At 67.3% G+C, this 20688-nt stretch carries 20 protein-coding genes; 17 read left to right on the forward strand and 3 right to left on the reverse strand.

Annotated features, from left to right (window positions below; genetic code table 11):
* Positions 1–66 precede the first annotated feature (66 nt).
* Positions 67–606, reverse strand: a complete 540-nt coding sequence (locus FZ983_RS28810; protein ID WP_149227892.1) for a cytochrome c family protein — start codon at positions 604–606, stop codon at positions 67–69.
* Positions 607–920: 314 nt separating this feature from the next.
* Here FZ983_RS28810 and FZ983_RS28815 point away from each other — a divergent pair, with 314 nt between their 5' ends.
* The 4 genes from FZ983_RS28815 (at position 921) to FZ983_RS28830 (ending at position 3506) form a co-directional block, all read left to right on the forward strand.
* A complete protein-coding gene (locus tag FZ983_RS28815) occupies positions 921–1694 on the forward strand; it encodes a 3-deoxy-manno-octulosonate cytidylyltransferase (RefSeq protein WP_149227895.1) in 774 nt (257 codons plus the stop codon).
* 65 nt (positions 1695–1759) lie between these two features.
* Complete coding sequence (locus FZ983_RS28820; RefSeq protein ID WP_149227897.1) at positions 1760–2626, forward strand: prephenate dehydratase; 867 nt, start codon at positions 1760–1762, stop codon at positions 2624–2626.
* Between the two features lie 254 nt (positions 2627–2880).
* On the forward strand, positions 2881–3189 hold the full coding sequence (locus tag FZ983_RS28825) for a hypothetical protein (RefSeq protein WP_149227899.1): 309 nt from the start codon (positions 2881–2883) through the stop codon (positions 3187–3189).
* A gap of 113 nt (positions 3190–3302) precedes the next feature.
* Positions 3303–3506 (forward strand): integrase, encoded by a 204-nt coding sequence (locus tag FZ983_RS28830; RefSeq protein WP_149227901.1) that lies wholly within the window; start codon positions 3303–3305, stop codon positions 3504–3506.
* A gap of 4 nt (positions 3507–3510) precedes the next feature.
* Here FZ983_RS28830 and nudC read toward each other — a convergent pair whose 3' ends face one another.
* Entirely contained in the window at positions 3511–4419 is a 909-nt protein-coding gene (gene nudC / locus FZ983_RS28835) for an NAD(+) diphosphatase (protein ID WP_149227903.1), read from the reverse strand.
* A 217-nt stretch (positions 4420–4636) separates the two neighbouring features.
* Here nudC and hisN point away from each other — a divergent pair, with 217 nt between their 5' ends.
* The 10 genes from hisN to rpmB all read left to right on the forward strand — a co-directional run bounded on the left by hisN (position 4637) and on the right by rpmB (position 16465).
* A complete protein-coding gene (gene hisN, locus FZ983_RS28840) occupies positions 4637–5419 on the forward strand; it encodes a histidinol-phosphatase (RefSeq protein ID WP_149227905.1) in 783 nt (260 codons plus the stop codon).
* 34 nt (positions 5420–5453) lie between these two features.
* Entirely contained in the window at positions 5454–5960 is a 507-nt protein-coding gene (locus FZ983_RS28845) for a hypothetical protein (protein ID WP_149227907.1), read from the forward strand.
* A 74-nt stretch (positions 5961–6034) separates the two neighbouring features.
* Entirely contained in the window at positions 6035–7900 is a 1866-nt protein-coding gene (locus FZ983_RS28850) for an extracellular solute-binding protein (protein WP_149227909.1), read from the forward strand.
* Positions 7901–7973: 73 nt separating this feature from the next.
* Positions 7974–9839: an extracellular solute-binding protein gene (locus tag FZ983_RS28855; protein WP_149227911.1), complete on the forward strand. Its 1866-nt coding sequence runs from the start codon at positions 7974–7976 to the stop codon at positions 9837–9839.
* A 74-nt stretch (positions 9840–9913) separates the two neighbouring features.
* Positions 9914–11023, forward strand: coding sequence for a microcin C ABC transporter permease YejB (locus FZ983_RS28860; protein ID WP_149227913.1), 1110 nt, complete (start codon positions 9914–9916; stop codon positions 11021–11023).
* Positions 11023–12108: an ABC transporter permease gene (locus tag FZ983_RS28865; protein ID WP_149227915.1), complete on the forward strand. Its 1086-nt coding sequence runs from the start codon at positions 11023–11025 to the stop codon at positions 12106–12108. Before FZ983_RS28860 ends, FZ983_RS28865 begins: the two co-directional genes overlap by 1 nt.
* A 172-nt stretch (positions 12109–12280) precedes the next feature.
* The gene (locus tag FZ983_RS28870; RefSeq protein WP_149227917.1) at positions 12281–13921 is read left to right on the forward strand and encodes an ABC transporter ATP-binding protein; all 1641 of its coding nucleotides are present in this window, start codon (positions 12281–12283) and stop codon (positions 13919–13921) included.
* A gap of 84 nt (positions 13922–14005) precedes the next feature.
* A complete protein-coding gene (gene meaB, locus FZ983_RS28875) occupies positions 14006–15004 on the forward strand; it encodes a methylmalonyl Co-A mutase-associated GTPase MeaB (RefSeq protein WP_149227919.1) in 999 nt (332 codons plus the stop codon).
* 211 nt (positions 15005–15215) lie between these two features.
* Positions 15216–15932, forward strand: coding sequence for a phasin family protein (locus tag FZ983_RS28880; protein ID WP_149227921.1), 717 nt, complete (start codon positions 15216–15218; stop codon positions 15930–15932).
* Positions 15933–16165: 233 nt separating this feature from the next.
* Positions 16166–16465, forward strand: a complete 300-nt coding sequence (gene rpmB, locus FZ983_RS28885; RefSeq protein WP_012973047.1) for a 50S ribosomal protein L28 — start codon at positions 16166–16168, stop codon at positions 16463–16465.
* 298 nt (positions 16466–16763) lie between these two features.
* Here rpmB and FZ983_RS28890 read toward each other — a convergent pair whose 3' ends face one another.
* Positions 16764–17342: a RecX family transcriptional regulator gene (locus FZ983_RS28890; protein ID WP_149227923.1), complete on the reverse strand. Its 579-nt coding sequence runs from the start codon at positions 17340–17342 to the stop codon at positions 16764–16766.
* Between the two features lie 166 nt (positions 17343–17508).
* Here FZ983_RS28890 and FZ983_RS28895 point away from each other — a divergent pair, with 166 nt between their 5' ends.
* The 3 genes from FZ983_RS28895 (at position 17509) to argF (ending at position 20559) form a co-directional block, all read left to right on the forward strand.
* Positions 17509–18312, forward strand: coding sequence for an ABC transporter permease (locus FZ983_RS28895; RefSeq protein ID WP_149227925.1), 804 nt, complete (start codon positions 17509–17511; stop codon positions 18310–18312).
* A 139-nt stretch (positions 18313–18451) separates the two neighbouring features.
* Positions 18452–19609: an aspartate aminotransferase family protein gene (locus tag FZ983_RS28900; RefSeq protein WP_149228038.1), complete on the forward strand. Its 1158-nt coding sequence runs from the start codon at positions 18452–18454 to the stop codon at positions 19607–19609.
* A complete protein-coding gene (gene argF, locus FZ983_RS28905; RefSeq protein ID WP_149227926.1) occupies positions 19606–20559 on the forward strand; it encodes an ornithine carbamoyltransferase in 954 nt (317 codons plus the stop codon). Before FZ983_RS28900 ends, argF begins: the two co-directional genes overlap by 4 nt.
* The last annotated feature ends 129 nt before the right edge of the window (positions 20560–20688 follow it).

Below are 20688 nucleotides of genomic sequence, written 5' to 3' on the forward strand. Positions count from 1 at the left end.
CGGCACCGGTCGAACAAAAGGCCCCGCCCTCTTGCGAGAGCGGGGCCTTTTTCGTGTACCTTTTCCTTACTGCGGCAGCGGCTGCGGGCTGTCGGCCAGCGAGCGCAGATAGGCGATGACGGCGGCGCGGTCGTCGTCCTTCTTCAGGCCGGCGAAGGTCATCTTGGTCCCGGGGGCATAGCCCTTCGGGTCGTAGAGGAACTTGTTCAGCTCGTCATAGGTCCAGCTGCCGCCGGTCTTCACCAGGGCGTCGGAATAGCTGAAGCCCTGAATGTGGCCCTTCGGACCGCCAAGGATGCCGTACAGGTTCGGGCCGACCTTGTTCGCGCCGCCCTTGTCGAAGCTGTGGCAGGCGGCGCAGGCCTTGGCGACCTTCTGGCCGTTCTCCGGGCTTGCGGCGGCGAGCAGAGGGGCGATCGGCGCCGGGCCGGCAGGAGCGGCACCCTTGTCGGCGGCGGGCGCTGCCCCCTCGGGGGTCGCGACGACGTAGACACTCTTTTCCAGCGGCTTCGAATGAACCAGCACCTTGGAGGCGAATCCGGCCAGCATCGCGATCAGCCCGGCCAGCAGCACGGCGCCGAAAATCTTGTTCCACTCCATGCTCATTGATGAGCCCCTTTTTTCCCTAATTTCAGTGCACTCGGCGTTTCTCCCGCCCGCGGCTGAACGCGCCGCGGTCACCATAGCCTGCGGTCCGAAGCTTGTCATAGCCCGGCGGACCGCGAAAAAAGGTCGCATACAAATTTGTCGCAGTCACCAACCACTTAATTTACTTGCGCAGTACGCTGCATCGCAAAACGTCACCCTTTCGGGTCATACCGGCACTTGACGCCGCACAGGCGTCCATGTTTCACCCGCGACCACCCCCCTCCGGCCCGCCCTGGCGGACCCGATACACTTTGCTCCGGAGCTTCCGCGCCATGCCGACCGCCTCCAGCCCCACCCGCCCCGCCAACCCAATCGTGGTGATTCCGGCGCGCATGGCCTCCACCCGGCTGCCGGGCAAGCCTCTGGCCGACATCCTGGGCGCGCCGATGATCGTCCATGTGCTGCGCCGCGCGATGGAGGCGGCGATCGGCCCGGTGGTGGTCGCCTGCGCGGAAGCCGAGATCGCCCGCGCGGTAGAGGCCGCCGGCGGCACCGCGGTGCTGACGCGCCCCGACCATCCCTCGGGCTCCGACCGCATCTTCGAGGCGCTGCGGCTGATCGACCCGGAGGGGCGGCACGACGCGGTGGTCAACGTGCAGGGCGACCTTCCGACCATCGAGCCGGAGAGCGTGCGCGCCGTCTTCGCGCCGCTGGCCGACCCCGCGGTCGACATCGCCACCCTGGTCGTGGAGATCACGCGGGAGGAGGAACGGACCGACCCCAACGTGGTCAAGGCGGTGCTGGAGCTGCCGGCTGGATCCCGGCAGGGCCGCGCGCTCTATTTCACCCGCGCCACCGCGCCGACCGGCGACGGGCCGCTCTACCACCACATCGGCCTCTACGCCTACCGCCGGGCGGCGCTGGAGCGATTCGTGTCGCTGCCGCCCTCGGTGCTGGAGCAGCGCGAGCGGCTGGAGCAGTTGCGCGCCCTGGCCGACGGCATGCGGATCGACGCGGCGGTCGTTGACGCGGTTCCGCTGGGTGTCGATACTCCCGCCGACCTGGAGCGCGCCTGTGCTCTCCTGTCCGCCCGCAAGGGCGGCTGAAACCCGATGCCATCCGCCCGCAAGAGCGGCTGACGCCTTCAAGATCCGCCGGGGGAACTCCGTCCATGCCCACGTCCAACATCATCGCCTTCCAGGGCTTCCCCGGCGCCTATTCCGACCTGGCTTGCCGCAACGCGCGGCCGACCATGACGACCATGCCCTGCGCCACCTTCGAGGACGCCTTCGCCGCGGTGCGCGAGGGGCGGGCATCGCTGGCGATGATTCCGGTGGAGAACTCCATCGCCGGCCGCGTCGCCGACAACCACTATCTGCTGCCGGAAGGCGGCCTGCACATCATCGGCGAGCATTTCCAGCGGGTGAACCACCAGCTGCTGGCGCCGAAGGGCGCCACGCTGGACAGCATCGAGACGGTGCGCAGCCACATCCAGGCGCTGTCCCAGTGCCAGACCGCCATCCGCAGCCTGGGCCTGCAGGCGATCAACCATGCGGACACGGCAGGCGCGGCGCGGGAGATCGCCGCGATGAACGACCCGCGCCATGCCGCCATCGCGTCCTCGCTGGCCGCGGAGATCTATGGCCTGGACATCCTGAAGAGCGGGATCGAGGACGCCACCCACAACACCACCCGCTTCCTGATTCTGGCGCGCGAGCCGAAGCTGCCGGCACTGGGGTCCTGCAAGACGATCACCACCTTCGTCTTCCGCGTCCGCAGCGTGCCGGCCGCGCTGTACAAGGCGATGGGCGGCTTCGCCACCAACGGCATCAACATGACCAAGCTGGAAAGCTACATGGTCGGCGGCCACTTCACCCAGACCCAGTTCTACGCCGACGTCGAGGGGCACCCGGACGAGCGTCCCCTGCGCCTCGCCCTGGAGGAGCTGGACTTCTTCGCCCGCGAGGTGAAGATCCTCGGCGTCTACCCGGCCAATCCCTTCCGCTACCAGGAAAGCCAGCGCGTCGGCGAGGATTGACCTCCTCCCGCTGGCGCTCTCCCGCAACGCCGCAAGTCTTTTCGTACCCGCGGCCAAGTTGCGCGTCATTCCGCCGCAGTGACGCGACTTAGCCATGGCCGCGCAGGGCGGGTTCTGGGCAAGATTAGCGGAAGTTGTTATACAATGAAGACCGGCAAGCACCGGCTTCATATGCTTACAAATACAACAAAACACCACGGCGGCTGACGGGTGAAACCCCGCCGACGGCCATGGCGCCACGGATGGAGGTTGCCATGCTCACGATGGACGATTGTTTGGGCCTTGCGAACCTGGAGGCGGACGAGGTGGCACAGATCGCCGCCCACGAACATCTCCCCTTCATGACCGCCCTGGAAAAGGGCGCCTCCCTGCTGCACGAGCCCTGGGGCGACGCGGCCGTCCGCCAGATGGTGTGGGACAACCTGTGCAGCGCCGACCGCCGCCATGCGGCAGAAGCGGCATCGCTGATGGCGCTCTACAACGACACCTGCACCCGCCACCCCAACCCCTTCGACCGCCGCACGTCGCCGGTGCGCGCGGTGGGGCCGCAGCGGCGGCATTGAGGGGTCAGTTCCCCGGCGGATGATGGAACCGCGACCATTCGACCGTTGAACGGACGGACGGCACCGATCATCTTATATTCTGTTCTGATGGCAAGGGACCGGAGCGGCGCCTCATGACCACGCTGCAGAGCGAAGTCTATGAGGCGTTCCGGTCCATCGATGTGCCGGAGGCCAAAGCCGTGAAAGCTGCCGCCGCTCTCAGCAAACGGGACGACGATGTCGGGGCGCTGAAATCCGACATGAATCTCATGAAGTGGATGCTCGGCTTCGTTCTTGCCTTTCAGATCGGCATCTTCGTGAAGCTGTTCATCCACTGATCCCTTACCCCTCCGCCATCCATTCCCGGATCAGGCGGTGGGCGATCGAGTCGGGGCGGGCGAGGCGGAAGGTCTCGTCCGGCGTGTGGGTGCGCAGGAACTCGCGGTCGAACCAGCGGGCGCTTTCCAACTCGTCGTTGCCAGTGTCGATGTCGAAGCTGGTGGCCCGCGCGGTGAAGCCCAGCATCAACGACGACGGGAAGGGCCAAGGCTGCGACGAGCGGTAGCGGATGTTGGTCACGGTCAGCCCGACCTCCTCGAACACCTCGCGGGCGACGGTGTCCTCCAGGCTTTCGCCCGGCTCGACGAAGCCGGCCAACACCGAGTGCATGCCCGGCGGGAAGCGGCTCTGGCGGCCCAGCACGATCCGGTCGCGGCCGTCATGGACCAGCATGATCACCGCCGGGTCGGTGCGCGGGAAATGGTGGGTGGCGCAATCGGGGTTGGTGCAGATCCGCACATGCCCGCCCTCCGCCGACGCCGCCGGAGAGCCGCAGACGCCGCAGAAGCGGTGGCGGGCGTTCCACCAGACCATGCCGCGGGCATAGGCGCAGAGCGCCGCCTCCCCCTCCGGCATCAGCGGGCCGGCGGCGCGCAGATCCTCGAAGCGGCCGTGTCCCCGCAGGGCGGGCAAGGCGTCCGGTTCCTCCACCATCGACAGGTCGACGGTGAAGAGCGGAGCGCCATCCTCCATCAGGCCGAGGAAGATCGGCACCGCATCCAGCCCCTCGGCGGGCAGCAGCACGGCGCGCGGCGCATCGGCCGGGCCGGCGACGAAGCTCTTGCTGTGCCAGACCGGCAGAACGCGGGATGCGGGGGCGAGCCACGCCTCCGTCAGCCAATCCTCGTCCTTGCGGCGGAGGGAGGCGCGGTCGATCGGCGTGGCGGCGTAGATGTTGGGTCGGTTCGTCATGGCCGATGGAGGCTGCCACAAGCCGTGACGGGCGGAAAGCCCCGCCTTAAGGCCAGTTGCCCGCAGACCGGTTGCCCCCAGTCCGGTTGCCCGCAGACCGGTCGTTCGGCGGCGGTTCCGCCCCCGGCAGCGTGGGCGGGGCGCTTTCGGGTTTCCGGGGCGGGCCCACGCCGTTAGGATGCGGCACTCATATCGACAGCAGCTTCAAGGAGCGACCATGACCGAACCCTGCCCCGCCCCGATGGTGGCGCTCGCCCAGCGGTTGGCCGACTCCAGCGGCAGCGTGGTCCGCCGCTATTTCCGCACCCCCGTCGCCATCGACGACAAGGCAGACGCCTCGCCGGTCACCATCGCCGACCGCGAGGCGGAGCATGTCATCCGCACCATCATCGAAAGCCAGCGCCCGGATGACGGCATCTATGGCGAGGAGCACGGCACCAAGAACCTGGACGCCGAATGGGTGTGGGTGATCGACCCCATCGACGGCACCAAGTCCTTCATCACCGGCCGGCCGATCTTCGGCACGCTGATCGCGCTGCTGCACCGTGGCCGTCCGGTGATGGGCATCATCGACCAGCCCATCGTCGGCGACCGCTGGATCGGCGTCGAAGGCCGGCCGACCACCCACAACGGTCAACCGGTGCGCGTGCGCCCCTGCCCCGGCGGTCTGAGCGCCGCCATCTTCGGCACCACCTCCCCCGACCTGTTCCCGGGCAACGATTACGAGGCTTACCGCCGCATCGCGGCCAAGGTGAAGACCGCGTCTTATGGCGGCGACTGCTACACCTACGGCCTGCTGGCGTCCGGCTATTACGACCTCGTCGTCGAATCGGGGCTGAAGCTCTACGACTTCGCGGCGCTGGTGCCGGTGGTGACCGGGGCCGGTGGGCTGATGACGGATTGGGAGGGCAAGCCGCTCGACGCTAGCTCCAGCGGCCGGGTGATCGCCGCAGGCGACCCGCAAACCCACCGGGACGCCATGAAGGTTCTGGCTGGCTGATCCCTCGCCGTTAAACGTCCATTCGGAAACCGAAATGACCACCATCGCCCCGCCCGCCCGTTCCGTATTCGAAACGTCGCCAGAAAAGCTGCGGCCATTCCTGGAAGGTCTGGCGGCGCGGGTGTCGGGTGGGTCGAACTGGCTGGTGCGCAAGAAGACCGTCTGCGACCTGCTGCTGGGTCTCGACGCCTTCTTCGCCCTGCCCGCGGCCGAACGGCAGGCCCTGATGAGCGACGGCGCCACACCGGTGGAAGCCGCGGAGGCCGACGGCGGCCCGGAGGATTTCCGCAAGGTCCTGCCGCTCTATGTCGGGGCGATCCTGGAAAGGCTGAAGGAGACGACCATTACGGCTCCGGAACAGGCCGCCATCTACCTGCTGTCCATCCACCCCGAACATCAGGCGGCGGCGGAAGCCTGGATGCTGGCCAACCCGCGCAACGGGAAGTCGGTGCGCAAGCTGATGCGGACCGACCGCCGCTATCGCCAGTTGATGGACCGCATGGCCGACCATTGGCGGGCTGCGCGAAACGGCGGAGCTTGAGACGGAATAGCGCTTGACCGGGGAGCGGACGTGGCAATCTAACCAGAACGCCCGCTCCCGACACAGGATTGCCGATGCGCCGCCTTCTCGCCGTTGCCGCCACGATCCTGACCCTCGCTGCGCCGGCCGCCTTCACGTCGGCCGCCTTCACATCGGCACAGGCAGCGACAAAGACCGTCACCGCGCTGAAGCAGTTCGGGGAGCCGCAGTTCAAGCCGGGCTTCACCCATTTCCCCCACGTCAACCCTGACGCACCCAAGGGCGGGTCGGTCGGGTTGGCCGAATCGCAGCCGGGAACCTACGACAGCCTGAACACGCTGATCCTGCGCGGGGTGCGGCCGCGGACGCTGGGGCTGATCTCCGACACGCTGATGGTCGGTTCCGGCTGGGAGTTGGACGCCGCCTACGCCCATATGGCGGAAAGCGTGGAGGTGCCCGACGATTACGGCTGGGCGGTCTTCACGCTGCGCCAGGGCGCCCGCTGGCATGACGGCACGCCGATCACCAGCGCCGATGTCGTCTTCACCTGGGATGCGATCCAGGCCCACGGCGCCCCCTTCATCAAGTCCTTCCTCGACCACACCGCCAAGGTGGAGGCGCTGGACGAGCGCCGCTTCAAGATCACCCTGACCGGCACGGGGGAGATCAAGCCGATCATCGACTTCGCCGTCACCTTCGCGCCGCAGCCCAAGCATTGGTGGACGGCGCAGGGGCGCGACATCTCCAAGACGACGCTGGAGCCGGTGCTGGGCAGCGGTCCTTACCGGATCAAAACGGTCGATCCCGGCCGCTCCATCACCTACGAGCGCGTGGCCGACTGGTGGGCGAAGGATCTGCCGACCGCCCGCGGCTTCTACAATTTCGACACGGTGAAGGACGACTTCTACCGCGACGACGACGTGATGTTCGAGGCGTTCAAGGCCGGCGCCTACGACTTCCGCGGCGAATACAGGGCGCAACGCTGGACCACCGGCTATGATTTCCCCGCCGCGCGCGACGGCCGCGTCCTGAAGCTGGAGGTGCCTAGCGAACTGCCTCTGGGCGCCCAGGGTTACCGCCTGAACACCCGCCGCGACAAGTTCGCCGACCCGCGGGTGCGCGAGGCCTTGGCCCTGCTGTTCGATTTCGACTGGATCCGCAAGAACATCCTGTACGGCCAGTACAGCCGCACACTCAGCAACTTCCCCAATTCCGACTTCGGGGCCAAGGGTCCGCCCGGCCCGGCGGAGCTGGCGCTGCTGGAGCCCTTCAAGGCGCAGCTGTCAGAACGGCTGCTGACCCAGCCCTTCACCCTGCCCACCACCGACGGCAGCGGCAACAACCGCGCCCAGGTGCGCGAGGCGACGCGCCTGTTCAAGGAGGCCGGCTGGGAGACCCGCAACGGCAAGCTGACCAATGTGAAGACCGGCGAGGCGATGACGATCGAGTTCCTCGACGGCACCGGCGCGCTGACCCGCGTCACCCAGCCCTACATCGAAACCCTGCGCCGGGTCGGCATCGACGCATCCTTGCGCATCGTCGACACCGCCCAGTATCAGGCGCGGCTGGACGAGTTCGATTTCGACGCCATCGTCGTCAATCTCAGCTTCTTCACCCCGCCGGGCACCGAACTGCGCGGCTATTTCGGCTCCGCCGCCGCCGGCATCAAGGGATCGGCGAACTATTCCGGCATCCATGACCCGGTGGCCGACGCGCTGATCGAAAAGGCGCTGGCCGCCAAGGATCTGGACTCCGTTCAGGCCGCCACGCGCGCGCTCGACCGTGTTCTGCTGTGGGGCTTCTACATGGTGCCGCAGTGGTACAACGCCGAAAGCTGGATCGCCCACAAGGCCTGGCTGGCGCACCCGACGGTCTGGCCGAAATACGACCAGGATTATCGCAGCACCAATTTCCCGGCGACTTGGTGGGTCGATGCGGCAGGGAAGGCGGCGCAGCCTTGATGACGCCCCATTGCGGGGCTAACTCCATCAGTCTGAACGGCTTTTGCAGAACAAGCGAGGGAGGGGATCGGGCATGACTTGTCGGATGCGGTGGCTGGGCACCGGCGTGACGGCTGCGATGACGGGGACGGCAATGGCGGCGCTTCTGCTGCTGACGGCACCCGTCGCGGCGCAGGAAAAGGGCAGTTACGCCCTCGCCCTGCACGGCAAGCCGAAATACGGGCCGGACTTCCAGCATCTCGACTACGTCAATCCCGACGCCCCGAAGGGCGGCGAGGTCAAGCTGATGGCCTTCGGCGGCTTCGACAATCTCAACCCCTTCATCCTGCGCGGGCAGGCCGCCGCCGGTTCCAGCCTACCGTTCGAGACGCTGACCACCAGCAACGGCGACGAGGCGATCACCGAGTACGGCCTGCTGGCCGAAACCATCCAGGTCGCCGACGACCGCAGTTGGGTCGCCTTCACCCTGCGGCCCGAAGCCCGCTTCCACGACGGCAAGCCGGTCACCGTCGACGACGTGATCTGGAGCTTCGACACGCTGCGGGAGAAGGGCCATCCGGTCTACCGCACCTACTACGCCGACGTGACGAAGGCGGAGAAGACCGCCGAGCGCACGGTCAAATTCTCATTCCGGAATGGTAACAACCCCGAGCTTCCGGTGATCATGGGCCAGCTGCCGGTGCTGCCCAAGCATGCCTTCGCCGACCGCGACTTCGCCACCACGACGCTGGAGCCGCTGATCGGCAGCGGACCCTACAAGGTGGTCGACGTGCAGCCCGGCCGCGCCATCACCTATGAGCGGGTGAAGGACTGGTGGGCCAAGGACCTGCCGATCAACCGCGGCCGCTACAATTTCGACCGCATCCGCTACGACTATTACCGCGACCTCGACGTGGCGTTCGAGGCGTTCAAGGCCGGCGCCTATGATTTCCGGCTGGAGAATTCGTCGAAGAACTGGACCACCGGTTACAATGTCCCGGCGGTGCAGAACGGCCAGATCATCAAGGAGGAACTGAAGCACGAGGACCCGCAGGGGATGCAGGCCTTCGTCTTCAACATCCGCCGGCCGATCTTCCAGGACCGCCGCGTGCGCGAGGCCCTGAATTACCTGTTCGACTATGAATGGACGCGCGCCAACCTGTCCTACGGCCTCTATCAGCGCACCAAGAGCTATTTCGCCAACACCGAACTGGCTTCCACCGGCCTGCCTTCCCCCGCCGAACTGAAGCTGCTGGAGCCCTTCCGCGGCCAGATCCCCGACGAGGTGTTCACCAAGCCCTACGAGCCGCCGAAGACCGACGCCAGCGGCAACATCCGCGGCAACCTGCGCACCGCGCTGGGCCTGCTGAAGGAGGCCGGCTGGGAGCTGAAGAACGGCAAGCTGGTCAACGCGCAGGGCCAGCCCTTCCGCTTCGAGATCCTGCTGGTGCAGGCCGACATGGAGCGCATCGTCCAGCCCTTCGTCCGCAATCTGGAGCGCGCCGGCATCGAGGCGCAGATCCGCGTGGTGGACAGCGCGCAGTACCAGAACCGTACCGATAATTTCGATTACGATATGATCATCGAGCGGTTCGCACAGTCGTTGTCGCCCGGCAACGAGCAGCGCGATTACTGGGAATCGTCGCGCGCCGACCAGCCGGGAAGCCGTAACGCCATCGGCATCAAGAACCCGGCCATCGACAAGCTGGTCGAAACGCTGATCGCCGCCCCGGACCGCGACGCGCTGATCACCGCCACCCGCGCGCTGGATCGCGTGCTGCTGTGGAACTGGTACGTCATCCCGCACTGGCACGATACCGTCTACCGCGTCGCCTATTGGAACCGTTTCTCCCATCCGGCGGTTGCCCCGAAATACGGTCTGGGCTTCACGGACAGCTGGTGGATCGATGCGGACAAGAACGCCAAGCTGGCCAACAGCGCGCGCCGCACGGCTCCCTAAACTGTCTGACCTGCGCAACGGTCTGGTTTAAGCTGTCTTATCCTTGAGGATTGGGGAGGGTCGGGACACCCGCGATGCTGGCCTACATCATCCGCCGCCTGTTGCTGATCATCCCCACCCTGTTCGGGATTATGGTGATCAATTTCCTGATCGTTCAGATCGCCCCCGGCGGCCCGATCGAACAGATGATCGCCCGCGTCCAGGGCACCGCGGTGGAGGCGACGTCCCGCATCGGCGGCACCGCCGGCGGCGACGCCAACACCGCCCAGCGCCAGAATCAGACCGCCGGCGACAGCGGCGGCAAGTATCGCGGTGCCCAGGGCCTGGACCCTGCCTTCATCAAGCAGCTGGAGAAGGAATTCGGCTTCGACAAGCCGATCCACGAACGCTTCATCCACATGATGTCGAACTACATCGTCTTCGATTTCGGGACCAGCTACTTCCGCGACCGCCGGGTGGTCGATCTGGTTCTGGAAAAGATGCCGGTGTCGATTTCGCTCGGCATCTGGACGACGCTGATCGTCTATCTGGTTTCCATACCCCTGGGCATCGCCAAGGCGGTGCGCGACGGCCAGCCCTTCGACGTCTGGACCTCCGGCGTGGTCATCGTCGGCTACGCCATCCCCAGCTTCCTGTTCGCGGTGCTGCTGATCGTGGTGTTCGCCGGCGGGCGCTATCTCGACTGGTTCCCCCTGCGCGGGCTGGTGTCGGACAACTGGGCGGACCTGCCCTGGTACAAACAGATCATCGACTATTTCTGGCACATGGCACTGCCGGTGATCTCCATGGTGATCGGCGGCTTCGCCGGGCTGACCATGCTGACCAAGAACTCCTTCATGGAGGAGATCGGCAAGCAGTACGTCACCACCGCGCGGGCCAAGGGCCTGTCGTCGAACCGCGTGCTGTACGGACATGTCTTCCGCAACGCCATGCTGATCGTCATCGCAGGCTTCCCCGGCGCCTTCATCGGCATCCTGTTCACCGGCGCTTTGCTGATCGAGGTGATCTTCTCGCTGGACGGGCTGGGGCTGCTGGGCTTCGAGGCGGCGATCAACCGCGACTATCCGGTGATGTTCGGCACGCTCTATTTCTTCACGCTGCTGGGGCTGATCATGAATCTGGTCGGCGACATCACCTATGTGATGGTCGATCCCCGCATCGACTTCGAATCGCGGAGGGTGTGATGACTCCGCTGACCCGGCGCCGGCTGGCCAATTTCAAGGCGAACCGCCGCGGTTTCTGGTCCTTCTGGATCTTCCTGGTGCTGTTCTTCCTCTCGCTGGGGGCGGAGTTCATCGCCAACGACAAGCCGCTGCTGATCGAATACGAGAACCAGTATTACTGGCCGGTCTTCCAGACCTATCCGGAGACCACCTTCGGCGGGGAGTTCGAGACGGAGACCGATTACCGCGACGCTTACGTCCGCGACCTGATCCAGGCCAAGGGCTGGATGGTCTGGCCGCCGATTCCCTACAGCTACCGCACCATCAACTACAACCTGCCGGTCCCCGCCCCCGCCCCGCCGTCCGCCGACAACTGGCTGGGCACCGACGACCAGGGGCGCGACGTGGTGGCGCGGCTGATCTACGGCTTCCGCATCTCGGTGCTGTTCGGTCTGGTGCTGACCGCCTTCTCCTCGGTCGTCGGTGTGGCGGCGGGTGCGGTCCAGGGCTATTTCGGCGGGCTGACCGATCTGCTGTTCCAGCGCTTCATCGAGATCTGGCAGGGGCTGCCCACCCTGTTCCTGCTGATCATCCTCGCCAGCGTGGTGACGCCGACCTTCTGGTGGCTGCTGGGGCTGCTGCTGCTGTTCTCCTGGACCGCGCTCGTCCATGTGGTGCGGGCGGAGTTCCTGCGGGCACGCAACCTGGATTACGTGCGCGCCGCCCGCGCGCTGGGCGCCGGCGACGTCACCATCATGGTGCGCCATGTGCTGCCCAACGCCATGGTGGCGACGCTGACCTTCATGCCCTTCATCCTCAACGGCTCGATCACCACGCTGACGGCGCTGGACTTCCTCGGCTTCGGCCTGCCCCCCGGCTCGCCGTCGCTGGGCGAGCTGCTGGCCCAGGGCAAGGCCAACCTGCAGGCGCCCTGGCTGGGCCTGACCGCCTTCTTCGTGCTGGCGATCATGCTGAGCCTGCTGATCTTCATCGGCGAGGCGGTGCGCGACGCCTTCGACCCGCGCAAGACCATCGCCCAGATGTCGACGGCGCTGCCGGGAGAGGCCAGCGCGGCGACCGCGGCGCGCAAGGAGGCGGCGGAGTGATGGCCTGGATTGCCCCCTCCCCATCCCTCCCCCGCTTCGCGGGAGAGGGGGCAGGAGCTTTGGAGAAATGCGGCGGAGTTCCCTCTCCCGCGAAGCGGGGGAGGGTTAGGGAGGGGGCACGCGCCACGCACCTCCCGCCAACGAAGAAGGCCCAACAGCCCGAGAGCCCGACATGACCATCATGCCCCCCAACCCCGACCTGCTGTCCGTGCGGGGCCTGCGCGTCGATTTCCGCTCCGGTGCCGGTGCGACGCAGGCCGTCAAGGGCGTGTCCTTCGACATCCAGAAGGGCGAGACGGTGGCGCTCGTCGGCGAATCGGGATCCGGCAAGTCGGTGACGGCCCTGTCGATCCTGCAGCTGCTGCCCTACCCGATGGCGCATCACCCCGCCGGCTCGATCCGCTTCCGCGACACCGAACTGCTGGGCGCCGAGGAGAAGACCCTGCGGCAGGTGCGCGGCAACCGCATCGCCATGATCTTCCAGGAACCGATGACCTCGCTGAACCCGCTGCACAGCATCGAGCGGCAGATCAACGAGACCCTGGTCCTGCACAAGCGCCTGTCGACCGGCGCCGCCCGCGCCCGCACGCTGGAGCTGCTGCGCCTCGTCGGCCTGCCCGATCCGGAAAAGCGGCTGACCGCCTACCCGCACGAACTGTCGGGCGGCCAGCGCCAGCGTGTGATGATCGCCATGGCGCTGGCCAACGAACCCGACCTGCTGATCGCCGACGAGCCCACGACGGCGCTCGACGTCACCATCCAGGCGCAGATCCTGGCGCTGCTGAAGGATCTGCAGAGCCGCTTCGGCATGGCGCTGCTGCTGATCACCCACGACCTGGGTGTGGTGCGCAAGATGGCGGACCGCGTCTGCGTGATGAACCAGGGCGAGATCGTCGAGCAGGCCAAGGTCGACGACCTGTTCATCCGCCCGCGCCATCCCTACACCCAGAAGCTGCTGTCGGCCGAACCGCGCGGTAACCCGCTGTCGCCGCCGGAGGATGCGGCGGAGGTCATGGCCGCCGACAAGCTGAAGGTGCATTTCCCGATCAAGAAGGGGCTGCTGCGCCGTACCGTCGGCCATGTGAAGGCGGTGGACGGCGTCGACGTGGCGGTCCGCCGCGGCCACACCGTCGGCGTCGTCGGCGAATCGGGATCGGGCAAGACCACGCTCGGTCTGGCGCTGCTGCGACTGCACGCCAGCGAGGGCGCCATCCGCTTCGACGGCACCGACATCCAGGGGTGGCAGCCGAAGCGCCTGCGGGGCTTGCGCCGTGAGATGCAGATCGTTTTCCAGGACCCCTATGGCAGCCTGTCGCCCCGCCTGTCGGTCGGCCAGATCATCGGCGAGGGGCTGGGCATCCACGGCATCGGCGATCGCAGCGAACGCGAGGCGATGGTCGCCCGCGCGCTGGAGGAGGTCGGGCTGCCGCCCGAAGCCCGCAACCGCTACCCGCACGAGTTCTCCGGCGGCCAGCGCCAGCGCATCGCCATCGCCCGCGCCCTGGTTCTGAAGCCGAAATTCGTCGTGCTGGACGAGCCGACCTCGGCGCTGGACATGTCGGTGCAGGCGCAGATCGTCGATCTGCTGCGCGACATCCAGGCCCGCCACAACCTCGCCTACCTGTTCATCAGCCACGATCTGCGGGTGGTTCGGGCGCTGTCCAGCCACGTCATGGTGATGAAGGACGGCAAGGTGGTCGAACAGGGTCCGACCCAGCGCATCTTCGAGGAGCCGCGCGAGGAGTACACCCGCGCCCTGCTCGCCGCCGCGCTGAACCTGGAGGCGGTGGAGTCGCCGGCGGTGCGGACCTGAGGCATCGGCGTGAGGCATAGGCTTTATCCGCGACCGCTCCGCGGTTAGGGTAGCCGTCCCCTCGCAGCAGCCGACGCCGATGCTATGACCGACACCACCCCGCAAGACGCCGCCCTCCTCGCAGAAGCCGTCCGGTCGGGCGACCGGCGGGCGCTGGCGCGGGCGATCACGCTGATCGAATCGACGCGCGCCGACCATCGCGCCACCGCCGACGCGCTGCTGGCGGCGCTGCTGCCTTACACCGGCAACTCGGTGCGACTCGGAATCTCTGGCGTGCCGGGGGTTGGCAAATCGACCTTCATCGAGGCGTTCGGGCTGCATGTCATCGGGCTGGGGCACAAGGTCGCGGTGCTGGCGGTCGATCCGTCGTCGCAGCGCACCGGCGGCTCGATCCTGGGCGACAAGACCCGCATGGTCGACCTGTCGCGCGAAGCCGACGCCTTCATCCGCCCCTCGCCCGCCGGTGCGACGCTGGGCGGGGTGGCGCGCCGCACGCGCGAGGCGATGCTGATCTGCGAGGCCGCCGGCTTCGACGTGATCGTGGTGGAGACGGTCGGCGTCGGCCAGTCGGAAACCGCGGTCGCCGACATGGTCGACCTGTTCATGCTGCTGCTGCTGCCCGCCGGCGGCGATGAACTGCAGGGCATCAAGAAGGGCATCGTCGAGCTGGCCGACCTCGTGGTCGTCAACAAGGCCGACGGCGACCTCGCCGCCACCGCCCGCCACACGGTGGCCGACTATCGCCACGCGCTGGCCCTGCTGCGCCATGGCGACTGGCGGGTGCCGGTGCTCAGCTGCTCCGCCGTGAAGAAGATGGGAATCGACACGGTGTGGGACACCATCGGCGAGCACAAGGCCCTGACCGAAGCCAACGGCGCCCGCGCCACCCGCCGGGCCGAACAGGCACGTGCCTGGCTGTGGAGCGAGATCCGCGAGACGCTGATCGACCGCTTCCGCGCCCATCCGGCCGTGCGGGCCGATCTGGCGCGACTCGAAGCGGAGGTGACCGCCGGCACGACCATCCCGGCGGCGGCGGCCCACACTCTCCTGGGGCGCTTCCTCGACCAGACGGGCGGCGCATAACCCCTTCAGCTTATGTTGCACCGCAACAAATTCGTTGCGCCGCACCACCCGTAGGGCTATTCTGCATCGGGCGGGAAAGGGGCGACATGCGCCGATTCGACCTTGTCGATTCGTCATGTCGCTTGGGCCGGGGTGCCCGCGGTCTCCTGGGGTTACGCCGGAGCGGCCTTTCCGTTTCCGCCAATGTGCCTTTTCTACGGGAGACAACGCCATGACCGCTCAGCCGACCCCCGCCGCCGTCCTGACCCTGTTCAAGACCAACGCCCAGACTACTGCCGCCAAATCCGCGCGCGTCGCCACCCTGGTCCAGGACGGCTACCGCCGCTGGTTCGACGGCGTGACCGCATCGGTCAACGACGCCAGCCGTCTGGCCGCCGGGCTGGGCAAGGCCCGCACCCCGGCCGATCTGGCCGCGCTGCAGCGCGATTGGCTGTCCACGACCCAGGCCCGTGTGACCGAGAGCGTGCAGGGTTTCCTGGACGTCTCCACCAAGATCGCCGCCGAGATCACCACCCTGCCGGCGCCGGCCGTCGATGCGGCCCCGGTTGCCGCTCCGGCTCCGAAGGGCGAGGCTCCGACGCCGGCCCCGGTGACGGTCGCCGCCCCGGTGGTCGAGATGCCGAAGGTCGAGGCTCCCAAGGTGGAAGCCCCCAAGGTTGAGGCTAAGGTCGAGGCTCCCGCTCCGGCCCCGGTCGTCGAGGCCCCGGAGGCTGCTCCGGAGCCCGCCCCGGTGAAGGCCGCGGAGACCGCTCCGGTCGCCGCCGCCGCCAAGCCGGTCGAGGTTCCGGTCGAGAAGCTGGTCGAGGCTGTGAAGGCCGAGAAGGCTGCTCCCGCCGCCGCCATCGCCGCCGAGGTGAAGGCCGCGGCCAAGCCGGCGCCCCGCCGCGCCGCCAAGCCGGCGTCGAAGACCTCCACCGCCGTGAACTGACACCCGTCAGGACAAGGCATTTAGAGAAAGACCGGGCGCGGCGCGTCTCTTCGCCAGATCGAAGAGGCCGCTACGCTTCGACTCTCCACTTTCCCGCGACGACTCAGGTTTTGATGGGTTCGTCGCGGATCCCGGCTTGACGACGGCGCTTTTGTTCGACTATATAGCGGCCTCCTTCGGGCGGCAGGCCGTCCGTTACCGGGTTTCATTTGCTAAAGTAAAGGATCAGTCCGATGGCACGTCGGTGCTCCGTGACCGGCAAGGGCACGCAGTTTGGCAACAACGTCAGCCACGCCAACAACAAGAATCGCCGCCGCTTCCAGCCGAACCTCCAGGAAACGTCGCTGCTCAGCGACAGCCTGGGGCAGCTGGTGCGTCTGCGCCTCTCGGTGAACGCGATCCGCTCGATCGAGCACAAGGGCGGCCTCGACGCCTTCCTGCTCGATGCTAAGGACGCCGTGCTGAGCCTGGATGCCCGTCGCATCAAGCGCCGGATTTCCAAGGCCCAGGAGAAGCAGCAGGCCGCGGCCTGATCGCTTCCCGGCATCCGGGGCGCGTTTGGTGTGCTGAGGCGGGGCGCTTGCCGCTCCGCTGACGAGATTTAGGACGCGTACAGGACGATTCCGACTCCCGGTAAGAGAGCGGCGCGCGACATCCGAAAGGGTGCCGCGCGTTTCGTCGTTTCCGGGGTTGGGTGGTTGACGGTGTGCAGCGTTAGCCCCCCTCCCCAACCCTCCCCCGCTGGGCGGGGGAGGGAGCTAGTGCTTGTGCGGGAGAGTGGCGGTAGTCCCTCCCCCGCCCAGCGGGGGAGGATAGGTGGGGGTCTAACTTTCACTCCCCCAACACCTCCTCGGGGTCCTCCGCATCCACCACCCGCCGCGCGATCTCATACCCGAAGCCGGCCCGTCCCAGCGCCGCCATGTCCTTTTCGCGATGCGCCGCGCGCTGCTCCGGCCGCCGGTAGGGACCCAGCCGCCGCCGCTTCGCCAGCGCCAGCGCCGCGGTCAAATCCAAATCCGGCCCGACATCCTCGCGCAGGCTGTCCAGCGCCTTGTCGGCCTCGTCGCGGCCGATGCCCTTGCCGGCCAGCTTCTGGGCGATCAGCCGGGTGGAGGCGCCGCGCCGGTGCAGGCTCTCCGTCCGCATGCGGGCATAGGTCTCGTCGTTCAGCAGGCCGCTGCGGACATAGCGGGCCAGCAACTCGTCGACCCAGCGGGCGCCCTCCTCGCGGTCGGTGCCGTGGGCCTTGGCCGACAGGTCGACCTTGCGCATCAGCACCCGGCGCAGGTTGGCCGTCGAACTGGCGAAGCGCTCCAGATAATGCAGCGCCGCGTTCTCCAGATACTGGGGCGTGACGCGCTTGGGCGGCTTGCGGGCCGGCGAAGATGGGCGCTTGTCGTCGGTGTTCATGGCAGTCCCTTCGGCGGCGGCGGTTGCCGGATGGGAGGGCCGCACGTACAGTCCGTGACCTTCCCGGCAGTCCGTGACCTTCCCGGCGCCCTTTCCTGGCGAAACAGCCCCGGTTCCTCCGGCCATGGCCGCCGGCGCCGGGTCCCTAAAGGCAGATCGTGACGCGATGACCCTTCCCCTTCCTCCCATGCCGCGCAACGTCGGTTCCGTCAACTGGATCGGCCTGTGGACGCTCTACGCACGCGAGGTACGGCGCTTCGTCAAGGTGCACCAGCAGACCGTCTGGGCGCCGGTGGTGACTACCCTGCTGTATTACGCGGTGTTCGCCCTGTCGCTCGGTTCCGCCGTGCGGATGGTTGGGGAGACGCCCTTCCTGCAATTCCTGGCGCCCGGCCTGATCATGATGGCGATGGTGCAGAACGCCTTCGCCAACACCTCCTCCTCCATCGTGATCGCCAAGGTCCAGGGCAATATCGTCGACATCCTGATGCCGCCGCTGTCGCCGATGGAACTGGTCAGCGGCTTCGTGCTGGGCGGCGTCACCCGCGGCATCGTGGTCGGTCTGGTGACGGGCCTCGCCATCTGGACCGTGATCCCCATGCACATGCCGCATCCGGGCTTCGTGCTGTTCCATGCGGTGATGGCGTCGATGCTGCTGTCGCTGCTGGGTCTGGTCGGCGGCGTCTGGTCGGAGAAGTTCGACAACATAGCCGCGGTGACCAACTTCGTGGTGACGCCACTGTCCTTCCTGTCCGGCACCTTCTATTCGGTCGACACCCTGCCGCCGGTCTTCTGGTGGATCGCCCATTTCGACCCGTTCTTCTACATGATCGACGGCTTCCGCTATGGCTTCATCGGCACGTCGGACGGGTCGCGCTGGCTGGGCGTGATCGTGATGCTGGGGGTGAATGCCGGGCTGTGGTGGCTGGCTTGGCGCATGTTCAAGACGGGTTACAAGCTGAAGGCGTGAAACACCGGAAAGTCCTGCGTCTTTTCCGCCCTATCCGTTGACAGAACCGATCGATCTTCGGATATTTGCCGTTCCCGGCGGCCAGCCATGGCCGCCGGATTTTCCTTTTTGGGAGACCAAAGCCGTGATCCCCGTCGTTATGCCCACATACGCCCGCGCCGACATCGTGTTCGAGCGTGGTCAAGGTCCGTATCTCTACGCGACCGACGGGCGACGATTCCTCGACTTCGCCGCCGGCGTCGCGGTGAACGCCCTGGGTCACGCGCATCCCTATCTGGTGGAAAAGCTGACCGAGCAGGCGAACAAGCTGTGGCACACCTCCAACCTGTTCCGGGTCGCCGGACAGGAGAGCCTCGGCAAGCGCCTGACCGAGGTCACCTTCGCCGACACGGTGTTCTTCACGAATTCCGGTGCGGAAGCGTGGGAATGCGGCGCCAAGGCCGTCCGCAAGTACCACTATGACTCCGGCAACCCGCAGAAGAACCGCATCATCACCTTCGAGCAGGCTTTCCACGGCCGCACGCTGGGCGCCATCTCGGCTGCCAAGCAGGAGAAGCTGGTGCATGGCTTCGACCCGCTGCTGGACGGCTTCGACCAGGTTCCCTTCGGCGACCTCGACGCCGTGCGCGCCGCCATCACGCCCGCCACCGGCGGCATCTGCGTCGAACCGATCCAGGGCGAGGGCGGCATCCGCGCCGGTTCGGTGGAGTTCCTGCGGGGCCTGCGCGCGCTGTGCGACGAGCATGGCCTGCTGCTGTTCCTGGACGAGATTCAGTGCGGCATGGGCCGCACCGGCAAGCTGTTCGCCCATGAATGGGCCGGCATCACGCCGGACGTCATGTGCGTCGCCAAGGGCATCGGCGGCGGTTTCCCGCTCGGCGCCTGCCTGGCGACGGAACGTGCGGCGTCGGGCATGACCGCCGGCACCCACGGCTCCACCTATGGCGGCAACCCGCTGGCGACCGCCGTCGGCAACGCCGTGCTGGACGTCATGCTGGCGCCGGGCTTCCTGGACACCGTCCTTCAGACCTCGGCCCTTCTGCGCGGCCGCCTGGAGGAGCTGATCGCCAAGCATCCGGCGATGTTCCTGGAACTGCGCGGCCAGGGCCTGATGCTGGGCCTGAAGCTTGGCCAGCCGGTGGGCGATGTGGTGGCGAAGCTGCGCGCCAACGGCCTGCTGTCGGTCCCGGCCGGCGACAATGTGGTGCGGCTGCTGCCGCCCCTGAACATCGGCGAAGCCGAAGTGAATGAAGCCGTCGGGATTCTCGACCGGACGGCGCAGGAGTGCGTGGGATGAGCGGCGACAACAACAGCGCCAACAACGGCGTTCGGCACTTCCTCGACATCGACCGGATGGACGGCGCCACGCTGCGCCGCCTGCTCGACCATGCCGTGCGCATCAAGGCCGACCTGAAGAAGGACCGGCTGGCCCACTCCACCCTGCTGGCCGGCCGCTCGCTGGCCCTGATCTTCGAGAAGCCCTCGACCCGCACCCGCGTGTCGTTCGAGGTCGGCATGCAGCAGTTCGGCGGCAACGTCGTGGTGCTGAAGCCCGATGACATGCAGCTGGGCCGCGGCGAGACCATCGGCGACACCGCCCGCGTGCTGTCGCGCTTCGTCGACGCCGTGATGGTCCGCACCACCGGCGAGGAGCGGGTGCATGAACTGGCCGCCCATGCCAGCATCCCGATCATCAACGGCCTGACCGACCAGACCCACCCCTGCCAGATCATGGCCGACCTGATGACCTTCGAGGAGCATCGCGGTCCGATCAACGGCCGGACCGTCGCCTGGATCGGCGACTGCAACAACGTCGCGGTCAGCTGGGCCCATGCCGCCGTGCGTTTCGGCTTCGAACTGCGGCTTGCCTGCCCCACCGTCTACGGCCCGTCGCCGGAGTTGCTGGCCTGGGCGGAGCGTGAGGGGACCGGCCGTCTGGTCGTCACCGAATCGCCGGAAGAGGCGGTGCGTGGAGCAGAATGCGTCATCACCGACGCCTGGGCCTCCATGCACAACACCGATGTGGACGAGCGCGCGGCGATCCTCGCCCCCTATCAGGTGAACGAGGCGCTGATGGCCCATGCTCATCCGGACGCGCTGTTCATGCACTGCCTGCCGGCCCACCGGAACGAGGAAGTGACCGACGGCGTGATCGACGGCCGCCATTCGGTGGTCTGGGACGAGGCGGAAAACCGCCTGCACGCCCAGAAGGCCATCCTCGGCTGGTGCATGGGCGTGCTGGACTGAGGGAGCGTTCTGCCCCCACCCTAACCCTCCCCCGCTGGGCGGGGGAGGGGATTGGACCTTTGTCGGCGCACAGCGGCAGTCCCTCCCCCGCCCAGCTCTCGCACAAAGCTATGCTTTGTGCTGACGCGG

This window comes from Azospirillum sp. B21, assembly GCF_008364825.1.
GTDB lineage: Bacteria > Pseudomonadota > Alphaproteobacteria > Azospirillales > Azospirillaceae > Azospirillum.

What these genes read in the sequence shown, in the direction of transcription:
- FZ983_RS28810 (WP_149227892.1), bottom strand. Translation starts at nt 606, where the DNA reads ATGAGCATGGAGTGGAACAAGATTTTCGGCGCCGTGCTGCTGGCCGGG.
- FZ983_RS28815 (WP_149227895.1), top strand. Translation starts at nt 921, where the DNA reads ATGCCGACCGCCTCCAGCCCCACCCGCCCCGCCAACCCAATCGTGGTG.
- FZ983_RS28820 (WP_149227897.1), top strand. Translation starts at nt 1,760, where the DNA reads ATGCCCACGTCCAACATCATCGCCTTCCAGGGCTTCCCCGGCGCCTAT.
- FZ983_RS28825 (WP_149227899.1), top strand. Translation starts at nt 2,881, where the DNA reads ATGCTCACGATGGACGATTGTTTGGGCCTTGCGAACCTGGAGGCGGAC.
- FZ983_RS28830 (WP_149227901.1), top strand. Translation starts at nt 3,303, where the DNA reads ATGACCACGCTGCAGAGCGAAGTCTATGAGGCGTTCCGGTCCATCGAT.
- nudC (WP_149227903.1), bottom strand. Translation starts at nt 4,419, where the DNA reads ATGACGAACCGACCCAACATCTACGCCGCCACGCCGATCGACCGCGCC.
- hisN (WP_149227905.1), top strand. Translation starts at nt 4,637, where the DNA reads ATGACCGAACCCTGCCCCGCCCCGATGGTGGCGCTCGCCCAGCGGTTG.
- FZ983_RS28845 (WP_149227907.1), top strand. Translation starts at nt 5,454, where the DNA reads ATGACCACCATCGCCCCGCCCGCCCGTTCCGTATTCGAAACGTCGCCA.
- FZ983_RS28850 (WP_149227909.1), top strand. Translation starts at nt 6,035, where the DNA reads ATGCGCCGCCTTCTCGCCGTTGCCGCCACGATCCTGACCCTCGCTGCG.
- FZ983_RS28855 (WP_149227911.1), top strand. Translation starts at nt 7,974, where the DNA reads ATGACTTGTCGGATGCGGTGGCTGGGCACCGGCGTGACGGCTGCGATG.
- FZ983_RS28860 (WP_149227913.1), top strand. Translation starts at nt 9,914, where the DNA reads ATGCTGGCCTACATCATCCGCCGCCTGTTGCTGATCATCCCCACCCTG.
- FZ983_RS28865 (WP_149227915.1), top strand. Translation starts at nt 11,023, where the DNA reads ATGACTCCGCTGACCCGGCGCCGGCTGGCCAATTTCAAGGCGAACCGC.
- FZ983_RS28870 (WP_149227917.1), top strand. Translation starts at nt 12,281, where the DNA reads ATGACCATCATGCCCCCCAACCCCGACCTGCTGTCCGTGCGGGGCCTG.
- meaB (WP_149227919.1), top strand. Translation starts at nt 14,006, where the DNA reads ATGACCGACACCACCCCGCAAGACGCCGCCCTCCTCGCAGAAGCCGTC.
- FZ983_RS28880 (WP_149227921.1), top strand. Translation starts at nt 15,216, where the DNA reads ATGACCGCTCAGCCGACCCCCGCCGCCGTCCTGACCCTGTTCAAGACC.
- rpmB (WP_012973047.1), top strand. Translation starts at nt 16,166, where the DNA reads ATGGCACGTCGGTGCTCCGTGACCGGCAAGGGCACGCAGTTTGGCAAC.
- FZ983_RS28890 (WP_149227923.1), bottom strand. Translation starts at nt 17,342, where the DNA reads ATGAACACCGACGACAAGCGCCCATCTTCGCCGGCCCGCAAGCCGCCC.
- FZ983_RS28895 (WP_149227925.1), top strand. Translation starts at nt 17,509, where the DNA reads ATGACCCTTCCCCTTCCTCCCATGCCGCGCAACGTCGGTTCCGTCAAC.
- FZ983_RS28900 (WP_149228038.1), top strand. Translation starts at nt 18,452, where the DNA reads ATGCCCACATACGCCCGCGCCGACATCGTGTTCGAGCGTGGTCAAGGT.
- argF (WP_149227926.1), top strand. Translation starts at nt 19,606, where the DNA reads ATGAGCGGCGACAACAACAGCGCCAACAACGGCGTTCGGCACTTCCTC.